Here is a 23577-nt window from a genome sequence, read left to right as displayed (position 1 = left end):
AGGCGATGATGTTGTTATCGGATCGACTCGGAAAGAATCCGCAGCAAATACTGACCATACGCGTTCTTTGTCAATGGGGCGGCTAGCTCGGCCACTTGATCCGCATCGATCCACTTGTTTCGGTAGGCGATCTCCTCGGGACACGCCACCATCAGCCCCTGTCTATTCTGCAATGTCGCAATAAAGCTGGATGCCTCCAGCAACGACTCGTGTGTCCCGGTATCAAGCCAAGCGAGGCCACGCCCCATGATCTCAACGTTCAGCTGCGCCATTTCCAAATAGCGCCGGTTGACATCGGTGATCTCAAGCTCCCCGCGAGCAGACGGTTTAAGGTCCGCTGCGATATCGCAAACTTGATTGTCATAAAAATACAAACCCGTCACCGCATAGTTTGAACGCGGCTTAACCGGTTTTTCCTCAAGCGACACCGCTCGAAACTGCTCGTCGAACGAGACCACGCCATAGCGCTCAGGGTCCTGTACGTGATAAGCAAAAACGGTTGCACCCTGAGCCTGGGCAGTGGGGCGGTTCAACTGACTGACCAGATCGTGTCCGTAGAAGATATTGTCCCCAAGAATCAGCGTCGATGGATCATTACCAATAAAATCGCGCCCGATAACAAATGCCTGCGCCAAACCATCGGGGGACGGTTGCACCGCGTAACTAAGGTTGAGCCCCCAATTTTTTCCGTCACCAAGCATGCCAGTAAACAAAGGCACATCGTATGGAGTGGAAATGATCAAAATATCTCGAATCCCCGCCAGCATCAGCGTGGACAACGGATAGTAAATCATCGGCTTGTCATACACCGGCAGCAGTTGCTTGGAAACCGAGCGGGTGATCGGATACAGCCGGGTGCCGGAACCTCCGGCGAGAATGATGCCCTTGCGCATGGTGTCCCGCTCAGAAAAGAATCTGATCCAATAGGTGATGAATCCCTTGCCGCCAATCCGGCAGATAGATGCCAAACGTTTCGCACAGCTTGTTGGTGTCCATACGGGAATTGGCCGGTCTCGGAGCTGGCAAAGGGTACGCCGTGGCCGGGATCGCCTCGACGCGGGATGGATCCACCTTCAACGCATACCCATGTGCGATGGCATAGCGCACGACTTCGGTCGCGTACCCGTGCCAAGTCGTTTCTCCTGATGCGGCCAAATGATAGATTCCAGACGCGAAATCGACGCGATCCCCCAAAAGCCAGTGCCTGGCTACGATCTGGGCCGTGACGTCAGCGATCAGCGCTGCCGAAGTCGGGGCGCCAAATTGATCAGCAATGACGCGCAAGTTGTCGCGCTCGCGCCCGAGTTTAAGTATGGTCTTGGCGAAATTGTCGCCATGTGCGCCGGCCACCCAACACGTACGGAATACAACGGCAGTTGCCCCTGTTGCAGTGATCGCCTGCTCACCAACCAATTTGCTCTTGCCGTAGACCGACTGCGGATTGACAGTATCAGTCTCGACATATGCGCCGTGCTTGCGGCCATCAAATACGTAGTCTGTGGAGTAATGCACCAGAAGCGCGCCCAGCGCCTTAGCCTCCTCGGCCAGTACCGCCACAGCGGTGCCATTGATGGCGTATGCAGTTGCGGGGTCAGTTTCCGCTTTATCTACCGACGTATAGGCGGCAGGGTTGACGATGACATCGGGGCGCAATTCGCGTATTAATCGCCGAAGTTCGTCGGTCCGCGATAAGTCGCAGCCTGTCCGATCCAACGCGACAATTCTGCCCAAGGGTGCGAAGCTGCGCCTCAGTTCGAAGCCGACTTGACCCTGGCTCCCCGTTACCAGAATTGCAGGAATGCCAGGCCCCTTACGCCGCATATTGCCTGGCCATCCAGTTCCGATATTCCCCCGACATCACGTCCTGTACCCACATCTGATTATCCAGATACCACTGGATCGTCTTGCGCAAGCCAGTCTCAAATGTCTCCGCGGGCTTCCAGCCCAGTTCGCGCTCCAGCTTGCGAGCATCGATCGCATAGCGCCTGTCGTGTCCCGGACGATCCTGGACAAACGAAATCTGGTCCCGGTACGAGCCAACTGTCTTCGGCTTAAGCTGATCCAGCAGGTCGCACACCGCATGGACGACTTCCAAGTTGGTCTTTTCGTTCCAGCCGCCCACGTTGTACGTCTCACCCACCCGTCCCCGAGCGAGCACCTCGCGAATGGCTGCACAGTGGTCGCCGACGTACAGCCAGTCACGCACATTCTGGCCGTCGCCATAAATGGGTAGCTGTTTTCCACCAAGCGCGTTGGCAATCATCAACGGGATCAACTTTTCCGGAAAATGATACGGGCCGTAGTTATTCGAACAGTTGGTCGTCAGAACCGGCAAGCCATAGGTATGGTGGTATGCACGCACCAGATGATCGGAGGCAGCCTTCGAAGCCGAATACGGGCTGTTGGGTGCGTAAGGCGTGGTTTCCGAGAACTGCGGTGCGTTGCGCTCTAGCGACCCGAACACCTCGTCGGTCGACACATGCAGGAACCGAAATGCCGCCTTGGAACCGACATCGAGCTGCGTCCAGTAGGCGCGAGCAGCTTCCAGCAATGTGAACGTGCCGACGATATTGGTCTGAATAAACTCCGCCGGGCCGTGGATGGAGCGATCGACATGGCTTTCTGCGGCAAAATGAACCACGGCGCGCGGCCGGTACTTGGCAAACAAGCCATCCAGTGCTGTGCGGTCACAGATGTCTGTCTGCGAGAAGATGTGCCTCGGATCATTCTCGAGAGGAGCCAACGTCTTGCGATTGCCGGCGTAGGTCAGCTTATCAACGTTGACGATGCCGTCCGCGCCAAGATTGGCTAGCCAATTCAGGACAAAATTGCCACCGATGAATCCGGCACCGCCGGTAACGAGGATATGAGACAAACTCGAAGCTCCTGCCTGCCGCCAAGCCGGGCCCGGGTGGCGCACGACCGTCAGCTGCCCGTTGCACCCGATGAGAGCAGCGGAATTGTTAAATATGGTGGGAAGTCGCGTATTCTATCCGACCCTAGGGCATACCCTGCCAAAGGGTCCGATCTTTTTGTAGCGCGTTGTAACACTTGAGGCGCTAACGCCTCAACCCCATCGAATGCGCGGTTGACAGCACATGACGGTTGCATCTCCCCCCCACGCCATCGGCGACCTCCAAGGCTGCTGCTCCCCCCTCCAGTCGCTGCTGGCCGCCCTCCCCGCCAACGCCCCCCTGCGCTTCGTCGGCGACCTCATCAACCGCGGCCCCGAGTCGCTGGCCACGCTGCGCCAAGTCATCGCACTTTGCGAGTCCGGCCGTGCACGCACCATCCTCGGCAACCACGACATCCACCTGCTGGCAGTCGCTGCAGGCGTCCGAAAACCCGGCAAGCGCGACACGATCGCCGACATCCTCTCCGCGCCCGATAGCGACCGGCTCATCACATGGCTTCGTCACCAGCCGCTGGCGATCTTCGAAAACGGCTTCCTGATGGTGCACGCCGGCGTCCTGCCGCAGTGGACGACGGGCGACGTACTGGAGCTAGCCGGGGCGGTCGAGCGCGAATTGCGCAGCCCACATTGGAAAACGTTCCTGGCGGACGCCTTCGGCAACCAGCCAGACAAGTGGAGCAACGATCTCGTCGGCATGGACCGCCTGCGCCTGACCATCAACGCGCTGACACGTCTACGCTTCTGCAAACCCGACGGCACGATGGAATTCGAAACGACGGATGCCGATGGCGCTCCGGATGGCCACATGCCGTGGTTCGACGTACCGGGGCGGCGTACGCGTGGCACGCCGATCGTGTTCGGGCATTGGTCCACGCGCGGGCTCGTGATGCGCGACGACGTGATGGGCCTGGATACTGGGTGTGTGTGGGGCGGAAAGCTGACGGCCGCCAAGCTGTCGCTAGCGCCGGCGGGGCGCGACGTGGTGCAGATCGATTGCGAGCAGGCCCAAGACCCGCTCGCGCACAAGAAGAAGTCGCCTTGAGGCCTCAGTCCGCGCGGTTGATCAGCGCGGCGACGGCTTCCTGGCTATGGGCCGCCAAGGCCCGACGGTCCATCTCGGGGGCCAAGGCCGGCCCCACCAACACTTCCACCACCAACGGCGGCCCGTTCAGGATCGCATTGATCGTGTCCATCATCGACAGATCGCCGATGTACGCCGGAATGGTCGTCAATTCGCCCGTGGCGGCGACCCGATAGCGCAGCGCCAGTGGGCGGATCGGTGCGCCAGCGCTGACGGGCGCCTGGAACAGGTTGGCGTGGAACGGCAGCAGCTGCAACCCGTCCGACGTCGTCCCTTCAGGAAACACGCAAATGGCATCGCCAGAGCGCATCGCGTCTGCAATGACGTGCATGATGCGATGCGCATCGCGCTTGCGGGCACGCTCGACGAACAGCACGCCGGTCTGCGCGCACAGCCAGCCAATCACCGGCCAGCTGCGAATCTCCGATTTGGCGACGAAGCGCGGTGGATACCAACTGTTGATCGCGTAGATGTCGATCCACGACACGTGGTTGGACACCAGCATGGAGCCCGCCAGCTCCTGGCCCGCGACGTGTTCGCCATGCACCACGAGCGAGACCCGGAACAGCGCCAGCAACTTGCGCGACCAGCGTTGAATCAACGCTCGCTTGGTCTGCGGGTTGATCCACCAGAACAGCAACGCGCACGTGATCAGGCCTTCAACCAGATGCACGAGCAACCGCAACTTGCGGAGCACATGCTTGCGCTGTGGCGTGCGCATTTCGGCGGACGCGCTTGTCACGCGTTGATCAATGCCCGTCATAGGCAAGATGCCCGGCAACCATCGTGGCACGTACGCGGCCGGCAAGCTCGAAGCCCAGATACGGCGAGTTCTTGCCCTGGCTGCGCAGGGTGCGCGGCTCGAGCTTCCACGTTGCCTCCGGATCGAACACGCACACGTCGGCCATCGCTCCCACCTCCAGCGAGCCCGCATGCAGACCCAGCACGCGGGCGGGCTCGCTGGTGATGCGGGCCAGCGCCTTCGGCAGCTCGACCTTGTGCTCGGCTGCCCAGCGCAGCGTGAGCGGCAGCAGGGTTTCGAGGCCGGTCGCACCGGGTGTGGCTTCGGCAAACGGCAGCAGCTTCTCGTCGTCGTCCACGGGCGTGTGGTCGGAGCAGATTGCGTCGATGGTGCCGTCGGCGAGCGCGCGCACAATGCCGTCACGATCACGGCCGGAGCGCAGCGGCGGCACGAAGCGCATCTGCGAATTGAAGTAGCCGATGTCGACGTCAGTCAGCGAGATGTGATGGACGTTCACGTCGCACGTCACCGGCAGGCCTTCGGCCTTGGCGCGACGCACGAGGTCGATGCCGGCAGCAGACGACAGGCGGCAAAGATGCACGCGCGCACCCGTGCTGCGCATCAGTTCAAAAATGGTGTGCAGGCGCACGGTCTCGGCCATCACGGGCACACCGGACAAGCCCAGGCGCGAGGCCAGCGGGCCGCTTGCAGCCACGCCGCCCTTGCCCAGATACGGATCTTCCGGGCGCAGCCAGACGGTAAAGCCGAAGGTCTGCGCGTATTGCATCGCACGCATCAAGACCTGTGTATCGATGATCGGCGAGTCAGCCTGCGAGAAGCCGACGCAGCCCGATTCGGTCAATTCGGCCATCTCGGTCAACACCGCGCCTTTGAGGCCCACGGTCAGTGCGCCAAGCGGATACACGTGCGCCTGGTTCAGGTTGCGCGCGCGGAACTTCAGCATCTCGACCAGGCCGGGTTCGTCCAACACAGGATCGGTGTCCGGCGGGCACACCAGCGAAGTCACGCCGCCGGCCATGGCCGCCGCCATTTCCGATTCCAGCGTGGCCTTGTATTCAAAGCCCGGCTCGCGCAGGCGGGCGGACAGGTCGATCAAGCCCGGACAAACAATCAGGCCGGTCGCGTCGATGGTCTTGTTGGCATGAAAATCCGCCGGCGCCTGGCCCACGCCCACCACCTTGCTTGCTGCGATGTAGAGATCCTGTTGCGCGTCGATGCCGTTGGCCGGGTCGATCAGGCGGCCGCCCTTGATATGCAGTTTCATCGCTTTCTTAGTCGTTGTTGCCGGCAACAATGCCCATCACGGCCATGCGCACGGCGATGCCGAACGTCACCTGATTCAGGATCACCGATTGCACGCCATCGGCCACGGCGGAATCGATTTCCACGCCGCGGTTCATCGGTCCGGGGTGCATGACAATGGCATCCGGCTTGGCCAGCGCCAGCCGCTCCTGCGTGAGGCCATAGGCCTTGAAGTATTCCTGCGCGGACGGCAACAGCGCACCGCTCATGCGCTCGTTCTGCAGGCGCAGCATGATGACCACGTCCACGCCCTTGAGCCCCTCTTCCATGTTGTGGAAGACACGCACGCCCATGTGCTCCAGTCCGCCCGGCAGCAGCGTACGCGGGCCGATGGCACGCACTTCGGCGCAGCCCAGCGTCGTCAACGCATGGATGTCCGAGCGCGCCACGCGCGAGTGCAGGATGTCACCGACGATCGCAACCGTCAGGTTGGAGAAATCCTTCTTGTAGTGGCGGATGGTGAACATGTCGAGCAGCCCCTGCGTGGGGTGCGCATGACGGCCGTCGCCTGCATTGATCACGTGCACGTGCGGCGCGACGTGCTCGGCGATCAGGTACGGCGCCCCGGAACTGGCATGCCGCACGACAAACATGTCCGCCTGCATCGCCGACAGGTTGTTGATTGTGTCGAGCAGCGACTCGCCCTTGCTCGTGGAAGACGCATTGATGTTCAGATTGATCACGTCCGCCGACAGCCGCTTGGCTGCGATCTCGAACGTGGTGCGCGTGCGCGTGGAATTCTCGAAGAACAGGTTGAACACGCTCTTGCCGCGCAGCAGCGGCACCTTCTTCACCTCGCGGTCGGAATCCGATACGGAGACGAACTGCTGCGCGGTGTCCAGCACGTGCGTGAGGATGTCGCGCGACAATCCCTCGATCGACAGCAGGTGCTTAAGCTCGCCGTTTTTCGTGAGCTGCGGGTTGGCAAAAGTCTTGGGCATGGAGAAACGAAAGGCGACGAGGTCAGTACAGGTCAGGTCAAAGCCGGTGCGGTGCGCGCTTGAAGTCAGGTGCCCTTGGGCTCGCGCGTGAAGGTGAAGCGCGCGGCAGCGCCCTCGCCGGCTTCGCTCAGCACGAGCGATTCATCGGCGGGCAGCGTGATGCGTTCCCCGATGTAATCCGGCGCAACAGGCAGTTGGCGTTCACCGCGGTCGACCAGCACGGCCAGTTCCACCGCCGCCGGACGGCCGTAGTCGAACAGCTCGTTGATGGCCGCGCGGATGGTGCGGCCGCTGGCCAGCACGTCGTCCACCAGGAGGATGCGGCGCTCGTTCACATCGAACGGCAGCGTGGTCGGTTGCGCCTTGGCGTGCAGGCCCTTCTTCGCGTAGTCGTCGCGGTGCATGGCAACGTTGACGACGCCGTATTCCGGCAGGCCAAGGTCATGCGCCAGCCGCTTGGCGATCCAGGCGCCGCCGCTGACAATGCCGGCCACCGACCAGGTGTGGCCGTCGGCCAGCCGCGTGCGCAGTTGTGCAACGAGGCTCTGGTACAGCGCCTCGGCATCGATCTGTTGCGATGTCATGCGTGTTCGTCGAAAAACTGTTGGAGGATGATGCGCGCGGCTTCTGCGTCGAGCACATCGTCGGAGGCACCGGCATCCTGCGCGGCGATGGACGAATAACGCTCATCCACCCAGGTGACCGGCAGACCATAGCGGCCGTGCAATTGATTGCCGAAGCGCTTGGCGAGCTTGATCATCGGCTGTTCCTCTCCGTCGGGGTGGACCGGCATGCCGACCACAAAACCCACAGGCTGCCATTCTCCGACCAGCCGGCTGATCTGCGCGAAGCGGAAATCGACCGAGCGGTTCGGAATGGTTTCCAGCGCCCGTGCCGAACGCGTGATGGAATTGCCGAGCGCCACGCCAATGCGCTTTTCGCCGTAATCGAATGCCAGCAAGGTGCCTTCTGCGGGCATGGGAGCGGGGGCCGGACGTGCCGGCTCAGGCATGCCCGGCCTCACCCGACAGCATGGCGGGGTTGATGCCGAGCAGATTCAGCGCCGCGGCAAACCGCGCTTCGGGAGGCACGTTGAAGATGATCTCGGGATCGGCCTGGACGGTCAGCCAGCCGTTGCGGCTGATTTCGTCTTCCAGTTGACCGGCACTCCAGCCGGCATACCCGAGGGTCAGGATGAAACGGTGGGGGCCGCCGCCCTGGGCGACGGCTTCCAGCACATCCTTGGAGGTGGTCATTTCCAGCCCGCCCGGCACCGCCAGCGACGACGAATACGCGCCCGTGGCGTCGTGCAGCACAAACCCGCGCTCGGTCTGCACCGGGCCGCCGTAGTACACGGATTGTTCTGCCAGGGGATGGATTTCGAGCTTGAGGTCGATCTTGTCGAACAGCGTCGCCAAGTCGATGTCGATGGGGCGGTTGATGACGAGCCCAAGCGCACCGCGCTCGTTGTGCTCGCACATGTACACGACCGTGCCCGAAAACGTGGAGTCCGCCATGCCGGGCATAGCGATCAGGAACTGATTCGTGAGATTGATAAGTGCGTCAGGCGAGGCCATGGGGGGAGTTTACCAAAAGCCCCCGGCCGCTGCCCCTCTCATTTGGAGGAATCGGCCTTCAGCGCAAGGTTTTTTGGGATTACGCATTGTGCCGCTTCAGGCACTTGGCCCGGTTGCATGGGGTGGCGTTGTGTTTAGCGCTTCCAGATCGGCGGCTTCCAGCCAGCGCCATTCGCCCGGCGCCAGATCCCCCAGCGACAACCCGCCAATGGCGCTGCGGTGCAATCCAGCCACATGGTTACCGGCGGCGGCCACCATGCGTTTCACTTGGTGGTATTTGCCCTGCGTGAGCGCCATGCGCAAGTGGTGCGTGCCGACGCGCTCGGCCCAGGCGGCGGCAACGTTTTCATTTTCGTCAGCCAGCACCACGCCGGCGCACAGCTGGGCGATCTGCGCATCGGTCACGGGCTCGGCGGTGGTGATCTCATACACCTTCGGCACCAGGTGGCGCGGGCTGGTGATGGTGTGGACGAACTGGCCGTCGTCTGTCAGCAGCAGCAACCCCGTGGTGTCCTGGTCGAGCCGTCCGACGCACTGCACGGCCCGCTCGCGCAGCGGCACCGGCAGCAGCGTGTACACGCTCGGATGATGTTTCGGCTTCTGCGAGCACTCCACGCCGGCCGGCTTGTTGAGCATCAGATAGGCGCGGGCGTGATATGCCCAGCGTTCGCCGTCGACATCCAGGACCAGGCCGGCGGTATCGACCAGCGCATCGGGGCTTTCCATCTCGACGCCGTTGATGAAGACCAGCCCCGCGAGGACGAGGTCCTTGCAATAGCGGCGGGTGCCGAAGCCCTGGGATTGGAGGATGCGATACAGCGGAAGACGGGAAGAATCAGCCATGACAACAACGTGAACAAAACAAAAAGGGGCGAATTTTGCGATACGCTCCGCCAGTCTAAAGAGCAACCGATTCCATCCGATGCCCTCCACCGCCCCAAGCCGCCAGCCTTACAACATCGGAGCGCACTTCCAGCGTGGTCTGGTGTGGTTCCGGCGCGATCTGCGGCACGTTGACCACGCGGCGCTGCATTATGCCTTGCGGCACTGCCGCGAGGTCTATTGCGTGTTCGTGTTCGATCGCGACATCCTCGACGCGCTGCTTGCGCGCGGGCTCAAGGCCGACCGCCGCGTCGAGTTCATCCGTGCGTCCATCGAAGAACTCCGCGGCGCATTGCGCGAGGCCGGCGGCGACCTGATCGTCGTCCATGACCACCCACGCCACGCGATTCCGGAGATCGCGCGCCAGCTCAACGTCGAAGCGGTTTTCGCCAACCACGACGAAGAGCCTTCCGCGCAGGCCCGCGACGAAGCGGTGCGCAAAGCATTGGCGCAGCAGCCGTGCGCCTGGTTCGACTTCAAGGATCAGGTGATTTTTGAGCGCGACGAGATCCTGAATGGGCAAGGCAAACCGTACGGCGTCTTCACGCCTTACAAGAACGCCTGGTTGGCCGCGCTGACGCCGTTCGACTTGCGCGCGTATCCGACAGAGCCCTACTTCGGCGCGCTGGCGAAGCCGCCTGAGGCACTTGCGCACCCAACGCCTGCGCTGGAAGCGATGGGCTTCGCCCGCACCAATCTGTCGGAAATCGCCCTGCCCAGCGGCATGTCGGGCGGGCAAACCTTGCTCGACGAATTTGAAGAGCGCATGGACGACTACCATGCGCGCCGCGACTTTCCCGCCGTGCGCGGGCCCAGCTATCTGTCAACGCATTTGCGCTTTGGCACCGTGTCGATCCGCACGCTGGCCGCGCGTGCCCATGCCGCCATGCTGCGCGGCAGCCGGGGCGCGGCGACATGGCTGTCGGAACTGGTCTGGCGGGATTTCTATTTCATGATCCTGCACCACCGCCCCGATCTGGCCGACGGCGCCGCGTTCCATCCGGAATTCGACCGCATCCGCTGGGTGGACGGCGACACTGGCGACGCGCGCTTTGAAGCGTGGAAGGCCGCGCGCACCGGTTATCCGCTGGTCGATGCGGCCATGCTGCAGATCTTTCAGAGCGGCTACATGCACAACCGCCTGCGCATGGTTGCGGCCAGTTTTCTCATCAAGAATCTTGGTATCGACTGGCGGCGCGGCGAACAGTATTTTGCCGACGTGCTCAACGATTTCGACTTTTCCGCCAACAACGGCGGCTGGCAGTGGGCCGCCTCCAGCGGGTGCGATGCGCAACCGTGGTTCCGCATCTTCAACCCCGTCACGCAATCGGAGAAGTTCGACCCGCAAGGCCGCTTCATCCGCAAGTACCTGCCGCAACTGGCGAAGCTGCCCGACAAGTACATCCATGCGCCATGGACGGCACCGGCCAATGTGTTGAAGGAAGCAAGCGTGGTACTGGGCGAGACGTATCCGCTGCCCATCGTCGACCACGCGGCCGCCCGCGCAGCGACGCTCGACCGCTATGCCGTCACCAAGGCACATCGCACATCGGGCGCTGAGGCTGCGGCACTTACCAAAGCCGGCGCCGACGATTGAAGATCACCATCCGCCAAAAACAACGGGCCGGTGTGTTACCGGCCCGTTGTTGTTTCTGCGAAGCGTCTCGTCAGCCTGCCTTGGCCGCCGGTGCGCGCTCGCCGATGAGGTTGCGCAGATGCTGGAGCAACTCCTCTTCGTTGTACGGCTTGCCCAGGTAGACGTTCACGCCGATCTCCGCTGCGTATCGGCGGTGTTTGTCCGCCGTACGCGAGGTGATCATGATGATTGGCGTGGCGCCGATACGTTCGTCCGCACGCACGTTGCGTGTGAGGTCGAAACCATCCATGTGCGGCATTTCGATGTCGACGAGCATTGCGTCGGGCGTGATCTCCTGCAACTGACGCAGCGCATCCACACCGTCACGTGCGAGCACGGCCTGGTAGCCGGAGCGCGTGAGCAGACGCTGCGTGACCTTGCGCACGGTCAGCGAATCGTCGACCACCATGACGATCGGCTGTGTGGCGAGGCCCGGCACGGCGTCGGTGCTGCCATCGCGCTGCAGCTCGGCCACGGCGCCTGTGGCTTCCGGGTCTGACAGGCTGCGTGCAACGGCTTCGCGCTCAAAGCGCTGCGTGAGCACCACAGGGTTGTAGATCAGCACGATCTCGCCGTCGCCCAGCGTCGTTGCACCGGCAATACCTTCCAGACGCGCAAGGTGCGGGCCAATGTGCTTGACCACGACTTCGCGGTTGCCGATCACTTCATCGACATGCACGGCGGCGCGGTCAGCACCGTTGCGCACCACCACGGCCGGCGAGTACTTGCGCCCGCTTGTGACAGACGTCGCTTCTTCAAGCAGCGCGCCAAAGTAGTGGAACGGCACGGGGCCCGTCGGCAGTTGCAGCGCGGCGGCGTTGTACGCCTCGGCCAGCGCCTGCGGGCGCAGTTGCTGCACGTGGTCGATCATGCCCGACGGAATCGCGTACACACGCTCGCTCACACGCACCAGCAGCACCTGCGTAATCGCAGTCGTCAGCGGCAGGTGGATGGTGAAGCGCGTACCGACTTCCGGCGTGGTCTGCAGCGAGATCCGGCCGCCCAGGGCGACGGTTTCTGCGCGCACCACGTCCATGCCGACACCGCGGCCGGCCAGTTCCGACACCTGATCGGCCGTTGAAAAGCCCGGCGTGAAGATCATCTCGGTGAGGCGCGCGTCGCTGGCTTCTTCGTCAGCAGCCAGCAGTTGACGCTCCAATGCACGCGCGCGGATGCGATCGAGGTTCAGGCCCGCGCCGTCGTCGACGAAGTGCAGGACGACTTCGTTACCTTCCTGCTGCACTTCGAGCGTCAGTTCACCGGCGGGTGCCTTGCCCTTGGCGCGGCGCTCGTCGGCCGATTCAATGCCGTGCGCAACCGCATTCCGAATCATGTGTTCCAGCGGGCCGCCCATGCGGTCCAGCACGCTGCGATCCAGTTCTACCGTACCGCCCTTGATGAACAGCCGGACTTCCTTGCCGGTTTCCGCTGCTGCCTGGCGCGCCACGCGATACAGACGGTCGGCCACGGTATCGAACTGCACCATGCGCGCACGCATCAGGCTGCGCTGCAGACCGCGCGTGAGGCGCGCCTGCGTTTCCAGATCGAGCGATGCCTGATCGAAACCGCGGAACAAGTTCTGCTGCACCGTCGCCACGTCGTTGACGGACTCGGCCATCATCCGCGTGAGTTCCTGCAAGCGCGTGAATCGGTCGAACTCCAGCGGGTCGAACGACTCGTCGTGCGCAGCCGCATCGGCAATGCGCGACTCCATCTGCGTTTCGGCCTGGATTTCGATCTCACGCACCTGCGAGCGCAAACGCGCCACGTTGTCGTTCAGTTCCGACAGATAGGTCTTCAGCGCATCGACTTCCGACTCAAGGCGCGCACGCGCCGCACCGACTTCACCCGCATCGTTGATGAGCGAATCGAGGGCACGCGCCTGAACCCGCACCATCGCGCGCTGGCGTTCGGCCACTTCCAGCGCCTCGGCTTCGGGGCTGCGCGTGCCGGACAAATCGACGCTGGTGGTGGCCATGGCCGGCAGCATCGACGTACCGGACGGCGTCTGCGTTTCGGACGATGCCTGCGTGGCATCGGCGGCATCGGCAAGGCCGGCATCGAGCGGCAGCAGGTTGCCCGCGCCCAGCGCATCGACGTGCGCTTGAATGCGGTCGAACCAGACGTAGAGCTTGCGGAACAGCGCGTCGTCCACGCGGTTCTGGCGCAGGCCGCCTTCAATGGCGCTTTCCATTTCGTGCGCGGCCTGACCCAGCGTCATGGCACCGGCCATGCGCGCACTGCCCTTGACGGTGTGCAGGTTACGCAGGAGGAGGCCGGCGGCATTGCGGTCTTGCGGCGCGGCTTCCCAAGCGCGCAGATGCTGACCCAGCTCGGGCAGCGCGACGTGCGCTTCTTCCAGGAAGATCTCAAGCAGCGCCGGGTCGAGCGCGTCTGCCGGCGCCTGGCGGACCAGTTCACCCACGGCAGGTTCGGCAACCGGCGACTCGTGCACCGGCACGAACGTCGGCGCAACCGGTGCCGGGTCAAACTCGGGCTCGCCAGCCGAACGAGCAGTTTCATTCTCGGCCTGTTCGGCTTCGGAGAAGGCAGCGGGTGCTGGCTCCAGCGGCAGGCGCGGCCGCACGAGCAGGCGCTCGCACAGCTCGTCCAGGCTGCGGCGCAGCGGCTCGTCAGTGTCCGGCCACAGGCTGGCGGCAAATTGATGCAGCATGCCGCGCATGCGCTCGACGGCTTGATCGAGCAGACGGAAATCGCCCGGATGCATCGCCACCGGCCGGCTGTTCAGGTTCAACAGCACCTGCTCCAGCGCCCCAGCCAACTGGCGCACGGGCTCCAGCTCAACCACGGCGGAACTGCCTTGCAGCGTGTGCGCGGCGCGCAGGGCCAGCTCGCTCGGCGGCGTGCGGCCTTCGTGCCGCCACTCCGAGAAATCCACACCCAGGCGGCGGATCAGATCATCGGCTTCCTGCAGGTAGACGTTGTACAGCGCCACGCTGATGCGGACCGGACCAATCTCCTTTACACCATCGTCGTGCGGCACCTCTTCCGGTTCGCCGCTCTGCGCGAACGGGAACGGGATCACCTTGGCGTCGGCATCGGCGGCAAGCGGTTCAGCGGCGGCTTCCTGATGGGCCTCTTCAACGTGCTCTGTAACCGGCTCGGCTACGTCATGCTCGACCACCGGTGCGGTGGCGTCGGACACCGGCGCCTCGACTTCGGGCATCGTTGGTTCGTCGTCCCATGTGAGCGCGACCGCGTCTTCGGCTTCAGCAACGGGGGCATCCGGCGCGGCCAATTCCAACGACGGTTCAGCGACTGCGTCGTGCGATGCGGTTTCAGCCGCCGGCGCTTCCACCCGATGCGGCTCTGCGTATTCAGCGGCCGGAGCAGCTTCGGCTGGCTCAGACGTCGGCACGGCCTCCAGCCACACGAATGGGCCGCCATGGCGCACGCGCTCTGCGGCGGCGACCAGCGGTTCGATGGCGTGATCGGCTTGGGGCGTTTGCGCGATGGCAGCGGCCCACGTCGACAACTCGGACTCGGCGCGCGTGAGGAGCGCGGCCAGGTCAGGCGTCGGCACACGGCTCTCGGCCAGCCAGACATTCATCACCTGCTCGATGGCCCAGGCCGCTTCGCCATAGCGCGTGAGCCCGACCATGCGGCCCGAGCCCTTGAGCGTGTGGAACGCGCGGCGCAGCTGCGTAAGCAAGTCCAGGTCCGAACCGGCAGCCAGACCGCCTGTGCCCATGTCGGCAGCGGCCTGCAGACCCTGCAGATCGGCGCGCACGCCGGCCAGCACTTCTTCGGCTTCAGACAGGAAGATGTCGAGCAGCTCGGCATCAATGGATTGGGTATCCCGTGCGGCAGTTGGCGCAGGTGCGGCGGCCGCAGGCGCGGCAACCGGTGCAGCCAATGCCGCCTGCATCCGCTCAAGCGCGCCGGGGCTGCCAACCTGCCATGCATCGAACTGGGCCAGCGCCTCTTCCAGGCGGCGGCGGCGAGCCGGATCGTCGTCGATGGCGGCGGCATCGCGCGCTTCCTGCAGCGCGGTGCGCAGCTCCGCAGCCAGCGGGTCGGTCGGGTCGACCGGTTGCTTGGCGAGCAGGCGATCGAGCAACGATTGCAGCGGCGACGCCGCATCGGCGTTGGCCGCGTCTGCGCCGGACTGCGTTTCGGACTGCGGCTCGCGGCGGGCCAGCATGCCGGATTCGGTATCGAAGACGAACTCGCGCCATGCGGTCTCGCGCGCATTCGGCGTCAACTGGCCTTCGATGACGATCTCGTCGACTTGGCCACCGGTCAACTCTGTGCCGGCGGAGAGCGCATCCAGCAGGGCCTGCAGGCCGCTGACGTTGGCGGCCAGCGCGGCCAGGTAGCGTTCGCGATCGGCGGTTGCGCCTTCGCCCGCAGCTTGTAGAGCGTTGATGGTCGACTGCGCAGCTTCGGTGGCATGCACCGCCTCATAGGCGTCCAGCGCGGCGAAGGCGTTTTGCATCTCGCCGAACAGACGGGCGGCTTCCTGAAGGCCGCCGCTTTCTTCGCCTTCGCGCTCGAAAGCATCGAGGTGCGTTTCGGCGGACGCCAGCTGCGTTTGCAGTGCGCGAACCTGTTCAGCACGCGTGCGGCGTTGCGCAGCTTCTCCGGCCAGCAGCGTGAGCCATGCAGGTGCCGGCACAGCCTGACCGTCTTGTGCGACGCGGGCGTGTTCGGCCAATTCACTGCAGCGAGCGGCAAACCACGCGCTGCGCAAATCGCCGGATTCACCATGCAGCGCCCACGGGCGGGCCAGCATGCGCGATAGGAATTGCAGCGTAGGGGCAACGTCCTGCCCGGCGGCTTCGGTCAGGCGATTCGACAGCTCAGACAGCGCCGGCTGACCGAGCGCATCGGCATGCAGCGCCAGCGTCTGCAGTGCAGCGTCGAGTTCGTCCGCAGCGGGCGCAGGTTGTTGGCTCAGTGTTTCGAGTGAGCGGCCGACGCGTTGCAGCGTGTCGCTGGCGTCGGTCGGCAGCAGCGCGTAGTACTGGCGCGTGTGCAGTGCGCCAGCAGGCGCGTGCGTGGGTGGAATCGCAAAGGCCTGCACGCACGCCACGATGTCCGGGCCGAGCGTGTCGTCGCCCACCGGCGTCGCCGGCGCGTTGCTGTACGCCATGCCGGCCAGCAAATACAGCGCGTCGGTCAGCAGGCCTTGCGGCAGATGGACATTGTTGTGCGAATACTGGCGCAGCAGCAGGTTGACGCGTGCGGCGAGGCGCTTGGCGGTCATGTCGGCCGGCACCAGGCCAGCACGCAGGGCACCAAAGGTCAGGGCCAGCACGAGCCACAGATCGCGGTGCAGATCGTCCCCGGCGCGGCGCGGTTCACGCTCAAGCGCGCGGATGCCGTGCAGCAGGTCTTCCAGTGGCGCGTAGGCCGCTGCGGCGGCTGACGGATCCACCACCGCTCCATCGGCGTTGGAGGCCGGCGCACGCAGCGCGGTCAGCAACGCAAGTTCGAACTTGCGGCGCAGGCGCGCCAGGCCCGGCAGATCGCGCGAGGGCAGCAGTAGCGCCGGCAGGTGCCGCAACTCATCGGCCCACAGGTCGGCCGGATGGATGCGCTCTTCGCTCAGGCGGGTCAGCACGGCCTGATACGGCTGGAACAGGCGCAGCGGCTCTTCGCCCATACCGGCCATCAGGTCGGCCACGTATTCCTGCAACGCCTGCACGGCGCGCGAGAACACATCCAGCGTCTGGGCGTCGGCGGGAACGGTGCCGGCATCCACTGCCTCAAGCAGGCGCTTGGCGGCCTGGCAATACACGTCGACACCGCGCAGACCGACGATCAGCAACGCGCCGGCAGCCTGGTGCAGATATTGGCCGGCGAGGCGCAGCGATGTCGTATCGCGCGCACCGATGACCTCCGGATCGGCGATGACATCGGCTGCGTATTCGCCGAACTCGCGCACGGCATCGTCGAGCGCGGCGCGCATGTTGGGCGCAACCCACGCCAGCGCGGAGAGATCACGTGCGGGCACGGCGGCTTTCGGACGAACCGCGGGGCCCCCGGTCGCCTCAAGCGAGGCAGGATGGGACTGGGCGGGCTCGGCGGCAGATTGATGACGCATGTGTGCTTCCAAAAAGCAGGTGGCGGTTGCCGCGATTGCCCCGGGGTGGCCCCTTCGGCGTTCCCGCCCGAAATCCAGTGGTGACGAGATCAGGCGATGCGGAACCGCGCCACGGAGTCGCGCAGTTCTTCAGCAAGCTGCGTCAGCTGGCGCACCGACTGTGCGGTCTGGCGCGTACCCGTGGAGGTCTGCTCCGTGATATGCAGGATCTGTTCGATGTTCTGCGCAACGTCCGAAGCCAGCGTCGCTTCGTGCGACGTCGTCTGCGAAATGCTCTCAATCAGTTCGGCAAGCTGGCGCGACACGCGGCCGATCTCCACCAGTGCGGCACCGGCGTTATCGGACAGCTTCGCCCCTTCCACCACACCCGCCGTGCTGCGCTCCATGGCGTGCACCGCGTCTTGCGTGTCGGTCTGGATGGTGCGGATCAGCGCCCCGATCTGCTTGGCTGCCTCGGCAGAGCGTTCTGCCAGGCGCTGCACTTCTTCTGCCACCACCGAGAAGCCGCGGCCCGCTTCACCAGCAGATGCCGCCTGGATGGCAGCGTTCAGTGCCAGCACGTTGGTCTGCTCGGTAATGTCCGAGATCAGCTCAACGATTTCACCGATCTCCTGCGACGACTCACCCAGACGCTTGATCCGCTTCGAGGTTTCCTGAATCTGATCACGGATGTCGTTCATGCCCGTGATGGCGTTCTGCACGGCCTGCTGACCTTGCTCGGCAGCGGCCAGCGAGGCGCGTGCAACGTTCGCCGATTCGGCTGCGCCGCGCGAGACCTGCGTAATGCGGTCCGCCATCTCCACCACCGACTGACCGGTCTGGCGAATCTGGCGCGATTGTTCTTCCGATGCGGCCACCAGGCTTTCCGACGTGGTCTGCACCGCCGACGATGCCTGCGTCACCTGCTCGGCCGTCTGCTGCACCCGGCCGACCAGCTCGCGCAGTTCTTCCACGGTGTAGTTCACCGAGTCGGCGATGGCGCCGGTAATGTCTTCCGACACGGTGGCCTGCTTGGTCAAGTCACCGTCTGCAATGTCCTGCAGCTCGTTCATCAGACGCAGAATTGCAGCCTGGGTGGAATCGTTGTTGCGCTTTTCCACCATCCGGCGCTCTTCAGCTTCGCGCTGACGGGCTTCTGCTTCCATCGTACGCACGCGCGAATCGCGCAGGTACAGGGCGGCCAGGCCGGCCAGGCAGACCACGGTCAGGATGGCCGACAGCACCACCGCACCGAGCGTCACCGGACGGCTACGCACGCTGCCGGCATAGGCCGACTGCAGGTCCGACAGGTCGGCACGCAGCTTTTCGTTGTCGTTGAAGATCTGCTGCTGGGCGCGCTTGGCGGCGATCAGGCCCGGCAGGTTTTCCAGAATGATCTGCGTGGTCTTCTGCACGTTGTCGAAGCGGGTCGACAGCTCTTGCAGATAGCCCTTCGTCTCGGCATCAGTAGCGGCCGACAGGCGCAGCGCTTCCGAGCCGTTGAGCAGGCCGTTCAGGGTTTCGCGGAAGGTGTTGGTGTCCTTACCGAGCAGGAACGCTGTTTCCGGGTTCACGCCTTCGCCGGCCAGGAACTCGTTCATGTTCTTACCCAGACGCTGCGTCAACATCACCAGCTGCGACGAGGCGGCCACTTCACGCGCCGGCGCGTTGGTCTGCAGCTTCATCGACGAGATCTGCTCGGCTTCTTCCAGCAGTTCGGGGTTCGACGCGTTGAACACGTTCAGCGTCTTACCCACCGCCACCAGCGTCTTTTCCTGCGCCAGAATGGCCTGGGCGCTCTTGTCGCTGCGCTTCCACTCTTCGATCGACTTGTCGAGCAACGCTTCGGCATCGCCACCCGAGGCGCGTACACCGCGCTCGGAGTTGCCGTTCTTCAGCGCATCGAGGTTTTCCTGCAAACGCGCGCGGCTCTCCTTGAGCTGGGCGAATGCGTTGGTGTTACCCAGCAGCGCAACCGGCACCGCCTTGGCCAGACGCTGCGAGTGCATCAGCGTGTCACCGGCAATTTCAATCTGCACCGAACCGTTGTTGGCCTGGCGGTTATCCAGGTACACCGAGATCAGCAGGGCCAGCAGACCGACCACCAGGCCGATCGTGAACACGCGCTGCTGCGCGGCAAACGGCACGCGCTCCATCCAGCCGACCACGGCATCCATGGGCGAGCGGCCCAGTTGCGTGGGCGTGCCAGCAGGATTGTCGTCATCCGTATGGGACGCATTGTCCAACTGCGCCAACTGCACGGAAGCCGTCGACGCGCCCTCCGCTGCAACCTCCGGCGCCCCTGCCTCACCGGCACGGCGACCTGCGTTGAACCACTTGAACCCCATAGGACCCTCTTTTCTTGTCGATGCTGCCGTCCCGTTCTGTCGAGATCAGCCGCATGGATTTCCCGTCCGCGTCCGCGCCTTGTTCCATCTGGCGTGGTACGCACCTTCGGCGATGCCCGTGAATACACCTTGGCCACCTGGCGCGCCCTGTTGCACGCGCCTCGCACCGCCTCTTGCCCCTGCACACGCCGCTCCCGTTGCGGCGTGCCCAATCTTTCTTTCTCGTGTGCTCTACGGCTCTACGGCCTGATTGCCCACTCGCTTTACGTGCGGCTGCGACCGACCTGCAGGAACGCCGGATCGGCCAGCAACTGCCGCACATCCAGTTCGCGCCATTGCGTGCCCTGCGCGTCGCTCCAGGCGCGTCCCAACCACGGGCGCCCCTCTTCCGCCGTGGCTTCCGCAGGCTGCAGATCGCTCAGGCTGCGCAGGCCGGCCACGCGCGGCACGACAATCGCGCACGCACGCTGCGGGTCTTTGGACAGCACCACGATCTTGGCGCCGCTGCCACTGCCCGTCGGCGCTTCACCGCAGAACAGGCCGAAATCGATCACGCCGAGCAGATTGCCGCGCGCGTTCACGAGACCGAGGTACCACGGCTGTGTGAGCGGCACGCGTGCGGGCGGCTGGTAGTCCAGCACCTCGCCGGTTTCGGTCAGCGACAGCAGCCAGTGGTGGTCGCCGATCTGCACGCCCAGAAAGCCTTCCGTCGCCGACTTGGCGCGCGCCTCCTGCAGGCGGCGGGCCAGCATCGCCTGGTATTCGTGCAGGCGCTGGCGGGAGGTCAGGTTGGTGCGCTGTTCGTTCACGTCTGGCTCATGTCCGGTGCTGGGTCTTTGCTGCGCGCGGTCTTGATGTCGCGCTTCTAAACGAACTGCCGCAGGATCACTGCGCCAGCTTGGCGATCTTCTCGAGCAGCTCTTCGGCCTTCACCGGCTTGACGATGTAGTCCGATGCGCCCTGGCGCATGCCCCACACGCGGTCGGTCTCCAGGCCCTTGGTCGTGCACATGATCACGGGGATGCCCTGGAAGCGCTCGTCCTTCTTGATGGCGCGGGTTGCCTGGTAGCCGTTCTGGCCCGGCATCACCACGTCCATCAGGATCAGGTCGAAGGTTTCGGCTTCGAGCTTGGTCATGGCCTGCTCGCTATCGGCAGCGACCGTCACCTTGAAGCCGTTCTTGCCGAGAATCTCCGACAGGTGCAGCGCTTCGGTCGGAGAATCATCGACCACCAACACTTTCTTGATTGCCATACAAACAGTCCTTCATTAAGAGAGATGCCGTCACTGCGCGGCGGCTTGCGCCACCGGCAAATGCGTCTGGACCGCCTCCAGCAGCGCTTCCTTCGAGAACGGCTTGGCGAGATGGTCCACCGCCCCGACCGACTTGCCCCGCGCGCGGTCGAAAATTCCGTCGCGCGAAGACAGCATGATCACAGGCGTGGCATGAAACTTTGGGCTTTTCTTGATCAGCGAGCAGGTCTGGTAGCCGTCTAGATTGGGCATCAGGATGTCGCAGAACACGAGATCGGGCTTCAGGTCACCCACCTTGGCCAGTGCGTCGAAGCCATCTTCGGCCAGCACGACCTGGCACCCGGCCTGGGTGAGGAAAATCTGCGCGGTACGGCGAATGGTGCTGGAATCGTCGATTACCAGCACTTTGCAGCCTGTCAGGGAATGCGCCAGCGGAGAGTTCGCCAGCGGTTGAGAGTCAGCCAGTTGTTCCACCCGCGCGGATTGCATCATGTTCTCGCAGTGCGCGACCACGGGTCGCCACGACATTCTGACCGGATGGATCGCGGCAAATCGCCACGCAGCGCGCCCTCCAAACGGAAAAGGCCCACGCTGGCGACGACTTCAAAACTACGCCCCCCGGCCCGCTTATGAAGTGTGAAGCTCAGAATTTGACGAAGTGTGACAAGTCACCTATTCGCCGTCAATGGCGCCGGCCGTCCGCCGAGCGCTTGTGGCATGGAAGCGACGAGCCCATTCATCGAACCGTCACTTCCTGATACTTGGCTGTCAGCAAGAGGGCAAACACTCACTTGCCAACGAGGGACAGGTCAGATCCGGATCAGATCTGCACCATTTCGAAATCTTCCTTGCGCGCGCCGCATTCCGGGCACGTCCAGTTGATGGGCACGTCTTCCCACTTCGTGCCGGGCGCAATGCCGTCGTCCGGGGCGCCTTGTTCTTCGTCGTAGATCCAGCCGCAAATCAGGCACATCCACGTCTTGTATTCAATCTGTTGTTCCATAGGGCAAAGCTTCGGTGGGTTCCGTCTATTAAAATGGCAGGCCAGATGGTACCGAATCACGCCCGGCTGCGCCAGAACAGGCGCCGGGCAGACACGGTGTTTGACCGCATCCAACCCGGATCTGCGGCAAACCACCACATAATCGCCTCGAACCGCCTTTAAACCGTGCCGCAGCGCCGCTCAGCCCGGCGCCACGCTCTCTCCGAACACCCTCCATGTCGACTCCCTCCCGCAGCGCCGCCCTGTTTGAACGTGCCCAGAAGACCATCCCCGGCGGAGTGAACTCGCCGGTACGCGCCTTCCGCTCGGTGGGCGGCACCCCGCGCTTCATTGCCAAGGCAGCCGGCCCGTACCTGTGGGACGCCGACGGCACCCGCTATATCGACTACGTCGGCTCGTGGGGCCCGATGATCGTCGGGCACGCGCATCCCGAGGTCGTGCGTGCCGTGCAGGACGTGGCAGCCGACAGCTTTTCGTTTGGCGCGCCCACCGAGGCCGAAGTCGTCATGGCCGAGGAAATCTGCAAGCTCGTGCCGTCGATCGAGCAGGTGCGGCTCGTGTCGTCGGGCACCGAAGCGACCATGAGCGCCCTGCGACTGGCCCGCGGCTTTACCGGGCGTGACCTGATCGTCAAGTTCGAGGGCTGCTACCACGGTCACGCCGACAGCCTGCTGGTCAAGGCCGGTTCGGGCCTGCTGACGTTTGCCGATACGACGCAGAACGCGCCCTCTTCCGCTGGCGTGCCGGAAGACGTGGTCAAGCACACGATGGTGCTGCCGTACAACGACGTAGCCGCGCTGCGTGAGGCCTTTGCCCGCCACGGCAAGGAAATCGCCGCCGTGATCGTCGAGCCGGTGGCCGGCAACATGAACCTGGTGCGTGGCAGCCACGAATTCCATCAGGCCATGCGCGCGCTGTGCACCGAGCACGGTGCCGTACTGATCTTTGACGAGGTGATGACGGGCTTCCGCGTGGCGCTCGGTTGCGCCCAGGCGCTCTATGGCATCAAGCCGGACCTGACGTGCCTGGGCAAGGTCATCGGCGGGGGCATGCCAGCGGCTGCCTTTGGTGGCCGCCGCGACATTATGGGATTTCTGGCGCCGCTGGGTAACGTGTACCAGGCGGGCACATTGTCGGGAAATCCGCTGGCCGTGGCGGCCGGGCTCACGACGCTGCGGCTGATTGCTGCAGACGGCTTCCATGACCGGCTGGCCGCGCAGACACGCAAGCTGGTGGATGGGATGGCCGATATCGCACGTGAAGTTGGCGTGCCCTTTGCCGCTGACAGCGTCGGCGGCATGTTCGGCATCTACTTCCGTGAAGGCGTGCCCACGAGCTTTGCTGAAGTGACCAAGAGCGATGTTGGACGCTTCAATGCGTTCTTCCATGCGATGCTGGATCAGGGTGTGTATCTGGCGCCGTCTGCGTTTGAGGCCGGATTTGTGTCTGCGACGCACGATGATGGGATTTTGGATGCGACGTTTGAGGCGGCTCGGAAGGCGTTTAGGGCTGTTTGAGATTTGTTTCTTGGGATGGTGCTTGGTGGTGCATCCCTTGTTTCATCCCCTGCCGGGGCTGACTCACTTTCTTTGGTCTTGCCCAAAGAAAGTAAGCAAAGAAATGCGCGCCCGAGATGGCGAAGGATTCCTTGAATTTATGTCGCAGGGAGGGAGGGAAGGCAAACTCGCTGCGCTCAGACAGCCTCCCCTCTTTTTCCTCCCTGCAACAGAAATTCAAGGCGCCATCTAGGGCAGGGAAAGTCAAAGGACAACAGCCAAACCGCCTAAGCGCAGCCCCAAACGACAAGGCCAACCTCACGATGGGGTT

Annotated in this window: 19 protein-coding genes; 3 read left to right on the top strand and 16 right to left on the bottom strand. The window is 63.9% G+C overall.

Going from position 1 to position 23577, the window contains the following annotated elements; genetic code table 11:
- Positions 1 to 14: 14 nt before the first annotated feature.
- Genes rfbA through rfbB form a run of 3 tightly spaced genes read right to left on the bottom strand, consistent with a single transcriptional unit; the run spans position 15 to position 2875 of the window.
- Positions 15 to 893 (bottom strand): glucose-1-phosphate thymidylyltransferase RfbA, encoded by an 879-nt coding sequence (gene rfbA, locus N5B55_RS02905; protein ID WP_304539079.1) that lies wholly within the window; start codon positions 891 to 893, stop codon positions 15 to 17.
- Between the two features lie 10 nt (positions 894 to 903).
- Positions 904 to 1821 carry a dTDP-4-dehydrorhamnose reductase gene (rfbD, locus tag N5B55_RS02900; protein ID WP_304539078.1) on the bottom strand — a complete coding sequence of 306 codons (918 nt, stop codon included), beginning with the start codon at positions 1819 to 1821 and terminating at the stop codon, positions 904 to 906.
- Entirely contained in the window at positions 1811 to 2875 is a 1065-nt protein-coding gene (gene rfbB, locus N5B55_RS02895) for a dTDP-glucose 4,6-dehydratase (RefSeq protein ID WP_304539077.1), read from the bottom strand. The genes rfbD and rfbB overlap by 11 nt, the downstream gene beginning before the upstream one ends.
- Before the next feature lie 223 nt (positions 2876 to 3098).
- On the opposite strand from rfbB, the gene N5B55_RS02890 reads away from it, so the two are divergent.
- Positions 3099 to 3956: a symmetrical bis(5'-nucleosyl)-tetraphosphatase gene (locus tag N5B55_RS02890; RefSeq protein WP_304539076.1), complete on the top strand. Its 858-nt coding sequence runs from the start codon at positions 3099 to 3101 to the stop codon at positions 3954 to 3956.
- 4 nt (positions 3957 to 3960) lie between these two features.
- Here the strand turns inward: N5B55_RS02890 and N5B55_RS02885 are convergent, their stop codons facing one another.
- From N5B55_RS02885 to N5B55_RS02855, 7 genes are all read right to left on the bottom strand, one after another.
- Positions 3961 to 4758 carry a lysophospholipid acyltransferase family protein gene (locus N5B55_RS02885; protein WP_369812418.1) on the bottom strand — a complete coding sequence of 266 codons (798 nt, stop codon included), beginning with the start codon at positions 4756 to 4758 and terminating at the stop codon, positions 3961 to 3963.
- Entirely contained in the window at positions 4745 to 6022 is a 1278-nt protein-coding gene (locus N5B55_RS02880; RefSeq protein ID WP_178959677.1) for a dihydroorotase, read from the bottom strand. Before N5B55_RS02880 ends, N5B55_RS02885 begins: the two co-directional genes overlap by 14 nt.
- 7 nt (positions 6023 to 6029) lie before the next feature.
- A complete protein-coding gene (locus tag N5B55_RS02875; RefSeq protein ID WP_027678022.1) occupies positions 6030 to 7001 on the bottom strand; it encodes an aspartate carbamoyltransferase catalytic subunit in 972 nt (323 codons plus the stop codon).
- Between the two features lie 65 nt (positions 7002 to 7066).
- A complete protein-coding gene (gene pyrR, locus N5B55_RS02870) occupies positions 7067 to 7585 on the bottom strand; it encodes a bifunctional pyr operon transcriptional regulator/uracil phosphoribosyltransferase PyrR (protein WP_009238896.1) in 519 nt (172 codons plus the stop codon).
- A complete protein-coding gene (gene ruvX, locus N5B55_RS02865; RefSeq protein ID WP_009238897.1) occupies positions 7582 to 8013 on the bottom strand; it encodes a Holliday junction resolvase RuvX in 432 nt (143 codons plus the stop codon). Before ruvX ends, pyrR begins: the two co-directional genes overlap by 4 nt.
- A complete protein-coding gene (locus tag N5B55_RS02860; protein WP_009238898.1) occupies positions 8006 to 8578 on the bottom strand; it encodes a YqgE/AlgH family protein in 573 nt (190 codons plus the stop codon). The genes ruvX and N5B55_RS02860 overlap by 8 nt, the downstream gene beginning before the upstream one ends.
- Positions 8579 to 8674: 96 nt before the next feature.
- Positions 8675 to 9421 carry a pseudouridine synthase gene (locus tag N5B55_RS02855; protein ID WP_154206460.1) on the bottom strand — a complete coding sequence of 249 codons (747 nt, stop codon included), beginning with the start codon at positions 9419 to 9421 and terminating at the stop codon, positions 8675 to 8677.
- Between the two features lie 79 nt (positions 9422 to 9500).
- Between N5B55_RS02855 and N5B55_RS02850 the strand changes: the two genes are divergently transcribed.
- Positions 9501 to 11057 carry a cryptochrome/photolyase family protein gene (locus N5B55_RS02850; RefSeq protein WP_304539074.1) on the top strand — a complete coding sequence of 519 codons (1557 nt, stop codon included), beginning with the start codon at positions 9501 to 9503 and terminating at the stop codon, positions 11055 to 11057.
- Positions 11058 to 11127: 70 nt separating this feature from the next.
- Here N5B55_RS02850 and N5B55_RS02845 read toward each other — a convergent pair whose 3' ends face one another.
- The 6 genes from N5B55_RS02845 to N5B55_RS02820 all read right to left on the bottom strand — a co-directional run bounded on the left by N5B55_RS02845 (position 11128) and on the right by N5B55_RS02820 (position 21750).
- Positions 11128 to 17166: a hybrid sensor histidine kinase/response regulator gene (locus N5B55_RS02845; protein WP_304539073.1), complete on the bottom strand. Its 6039-nt coding sequence runs from the start codon at positions 17164 to 17166 to the stop codon at positions 11128 to 11130.
- A gap of 89 nt (positions 17167 to 17255) precedes the next feature.
- Positions 17256 to 19493 (bottom strand): methyl-accepting chemotaxis protein, encoded by a 2238-nt coding sequence (locus N5B55_RS02840; RefSeq protein ID WP_304539072.1) that lies wholly within the window; start codon positions 19491 to 19493, stop codon positions 17256 to 17258.
- Positions 19494 to 19756: 263 nt separating this feature from the next.
- On the bottom strand, positions 19757 to 20302 hold the full coding sequence (locus N5B55_RS02835) for a chemotaxis protein CheW (protein ID WP_304539071.1): 546 nt from the start codon (positions 20300 to 20302) through the stop codon (positions 19757 to 19759).
- Positions 20303 to 20378: 76 nt separating this feature from the next.
- Positions 20379 to 20747: a response regulator gene (locus N5B55_RS02830; protein ID WP_004629647.1), complete on the bottom strand. Its 369-nt coding sequence runs from the start codon at positions 20745 to 20747 to the stop codon at positions 20379 to 20381.
- A 30-nt stretch (positions 20748 to 20777) separates the two neighbouring features.
- Positions 20778 to 21275, bottom strand: a complete 498-nt coding sequence (locus N5B55_RS02825) for a response regulator (RefSeq protein WP_009238904.1) — start codon at positions 21273 to 21275, stop codon at positions 20778 to 20780.
- Positions 21276 to 21567: 292 nt separating this feature from the next.
- Positions 21568 to 21750 (bottom strand): rubredoxin, encoded by a 183-nt coding sequence (locus N5B55_RS02820; RefSeq protein ID WP_003261842.1) that lies wholly within the window; start codon positions 21748 to 21750, stop codon positions 21568 to 21570.
- A 215-nt stretch (positions 21751 to 21965) separates the two neighbouring features.
- On the opposite strand from N5B55_RS02820, the gene hemL reads away from it, so the two are divergent.
- A complete protein-coding gene (gene hemL / locus N5B55_RS02815) occupies positions 21966 to 23267 on the top strand; it encodes a glutamate-1-semialdehyde 2,1-aminomutase (protein WP_304539068.1) in 1302 nt (433 codons plus the stop codon).
- The last annotated feature ends 310 nt before the right edge of the window (positions 23268 to 23577 follow it).

Source organism: Ralstonia pickettii, assembly GCF_030582395.1.
GTDB lineage: Bacteria > Pseudomonadota > Gammaproteobacteria > Burkholderiales > Burkholderiaceae > Ralstonia > Ralstonia pickettii_D.
The sequence above is the reverse complement of the archived record's forward strand: the minus strand, read 5'-3'. Positions and strand labels throughout refer to the sequence as shown.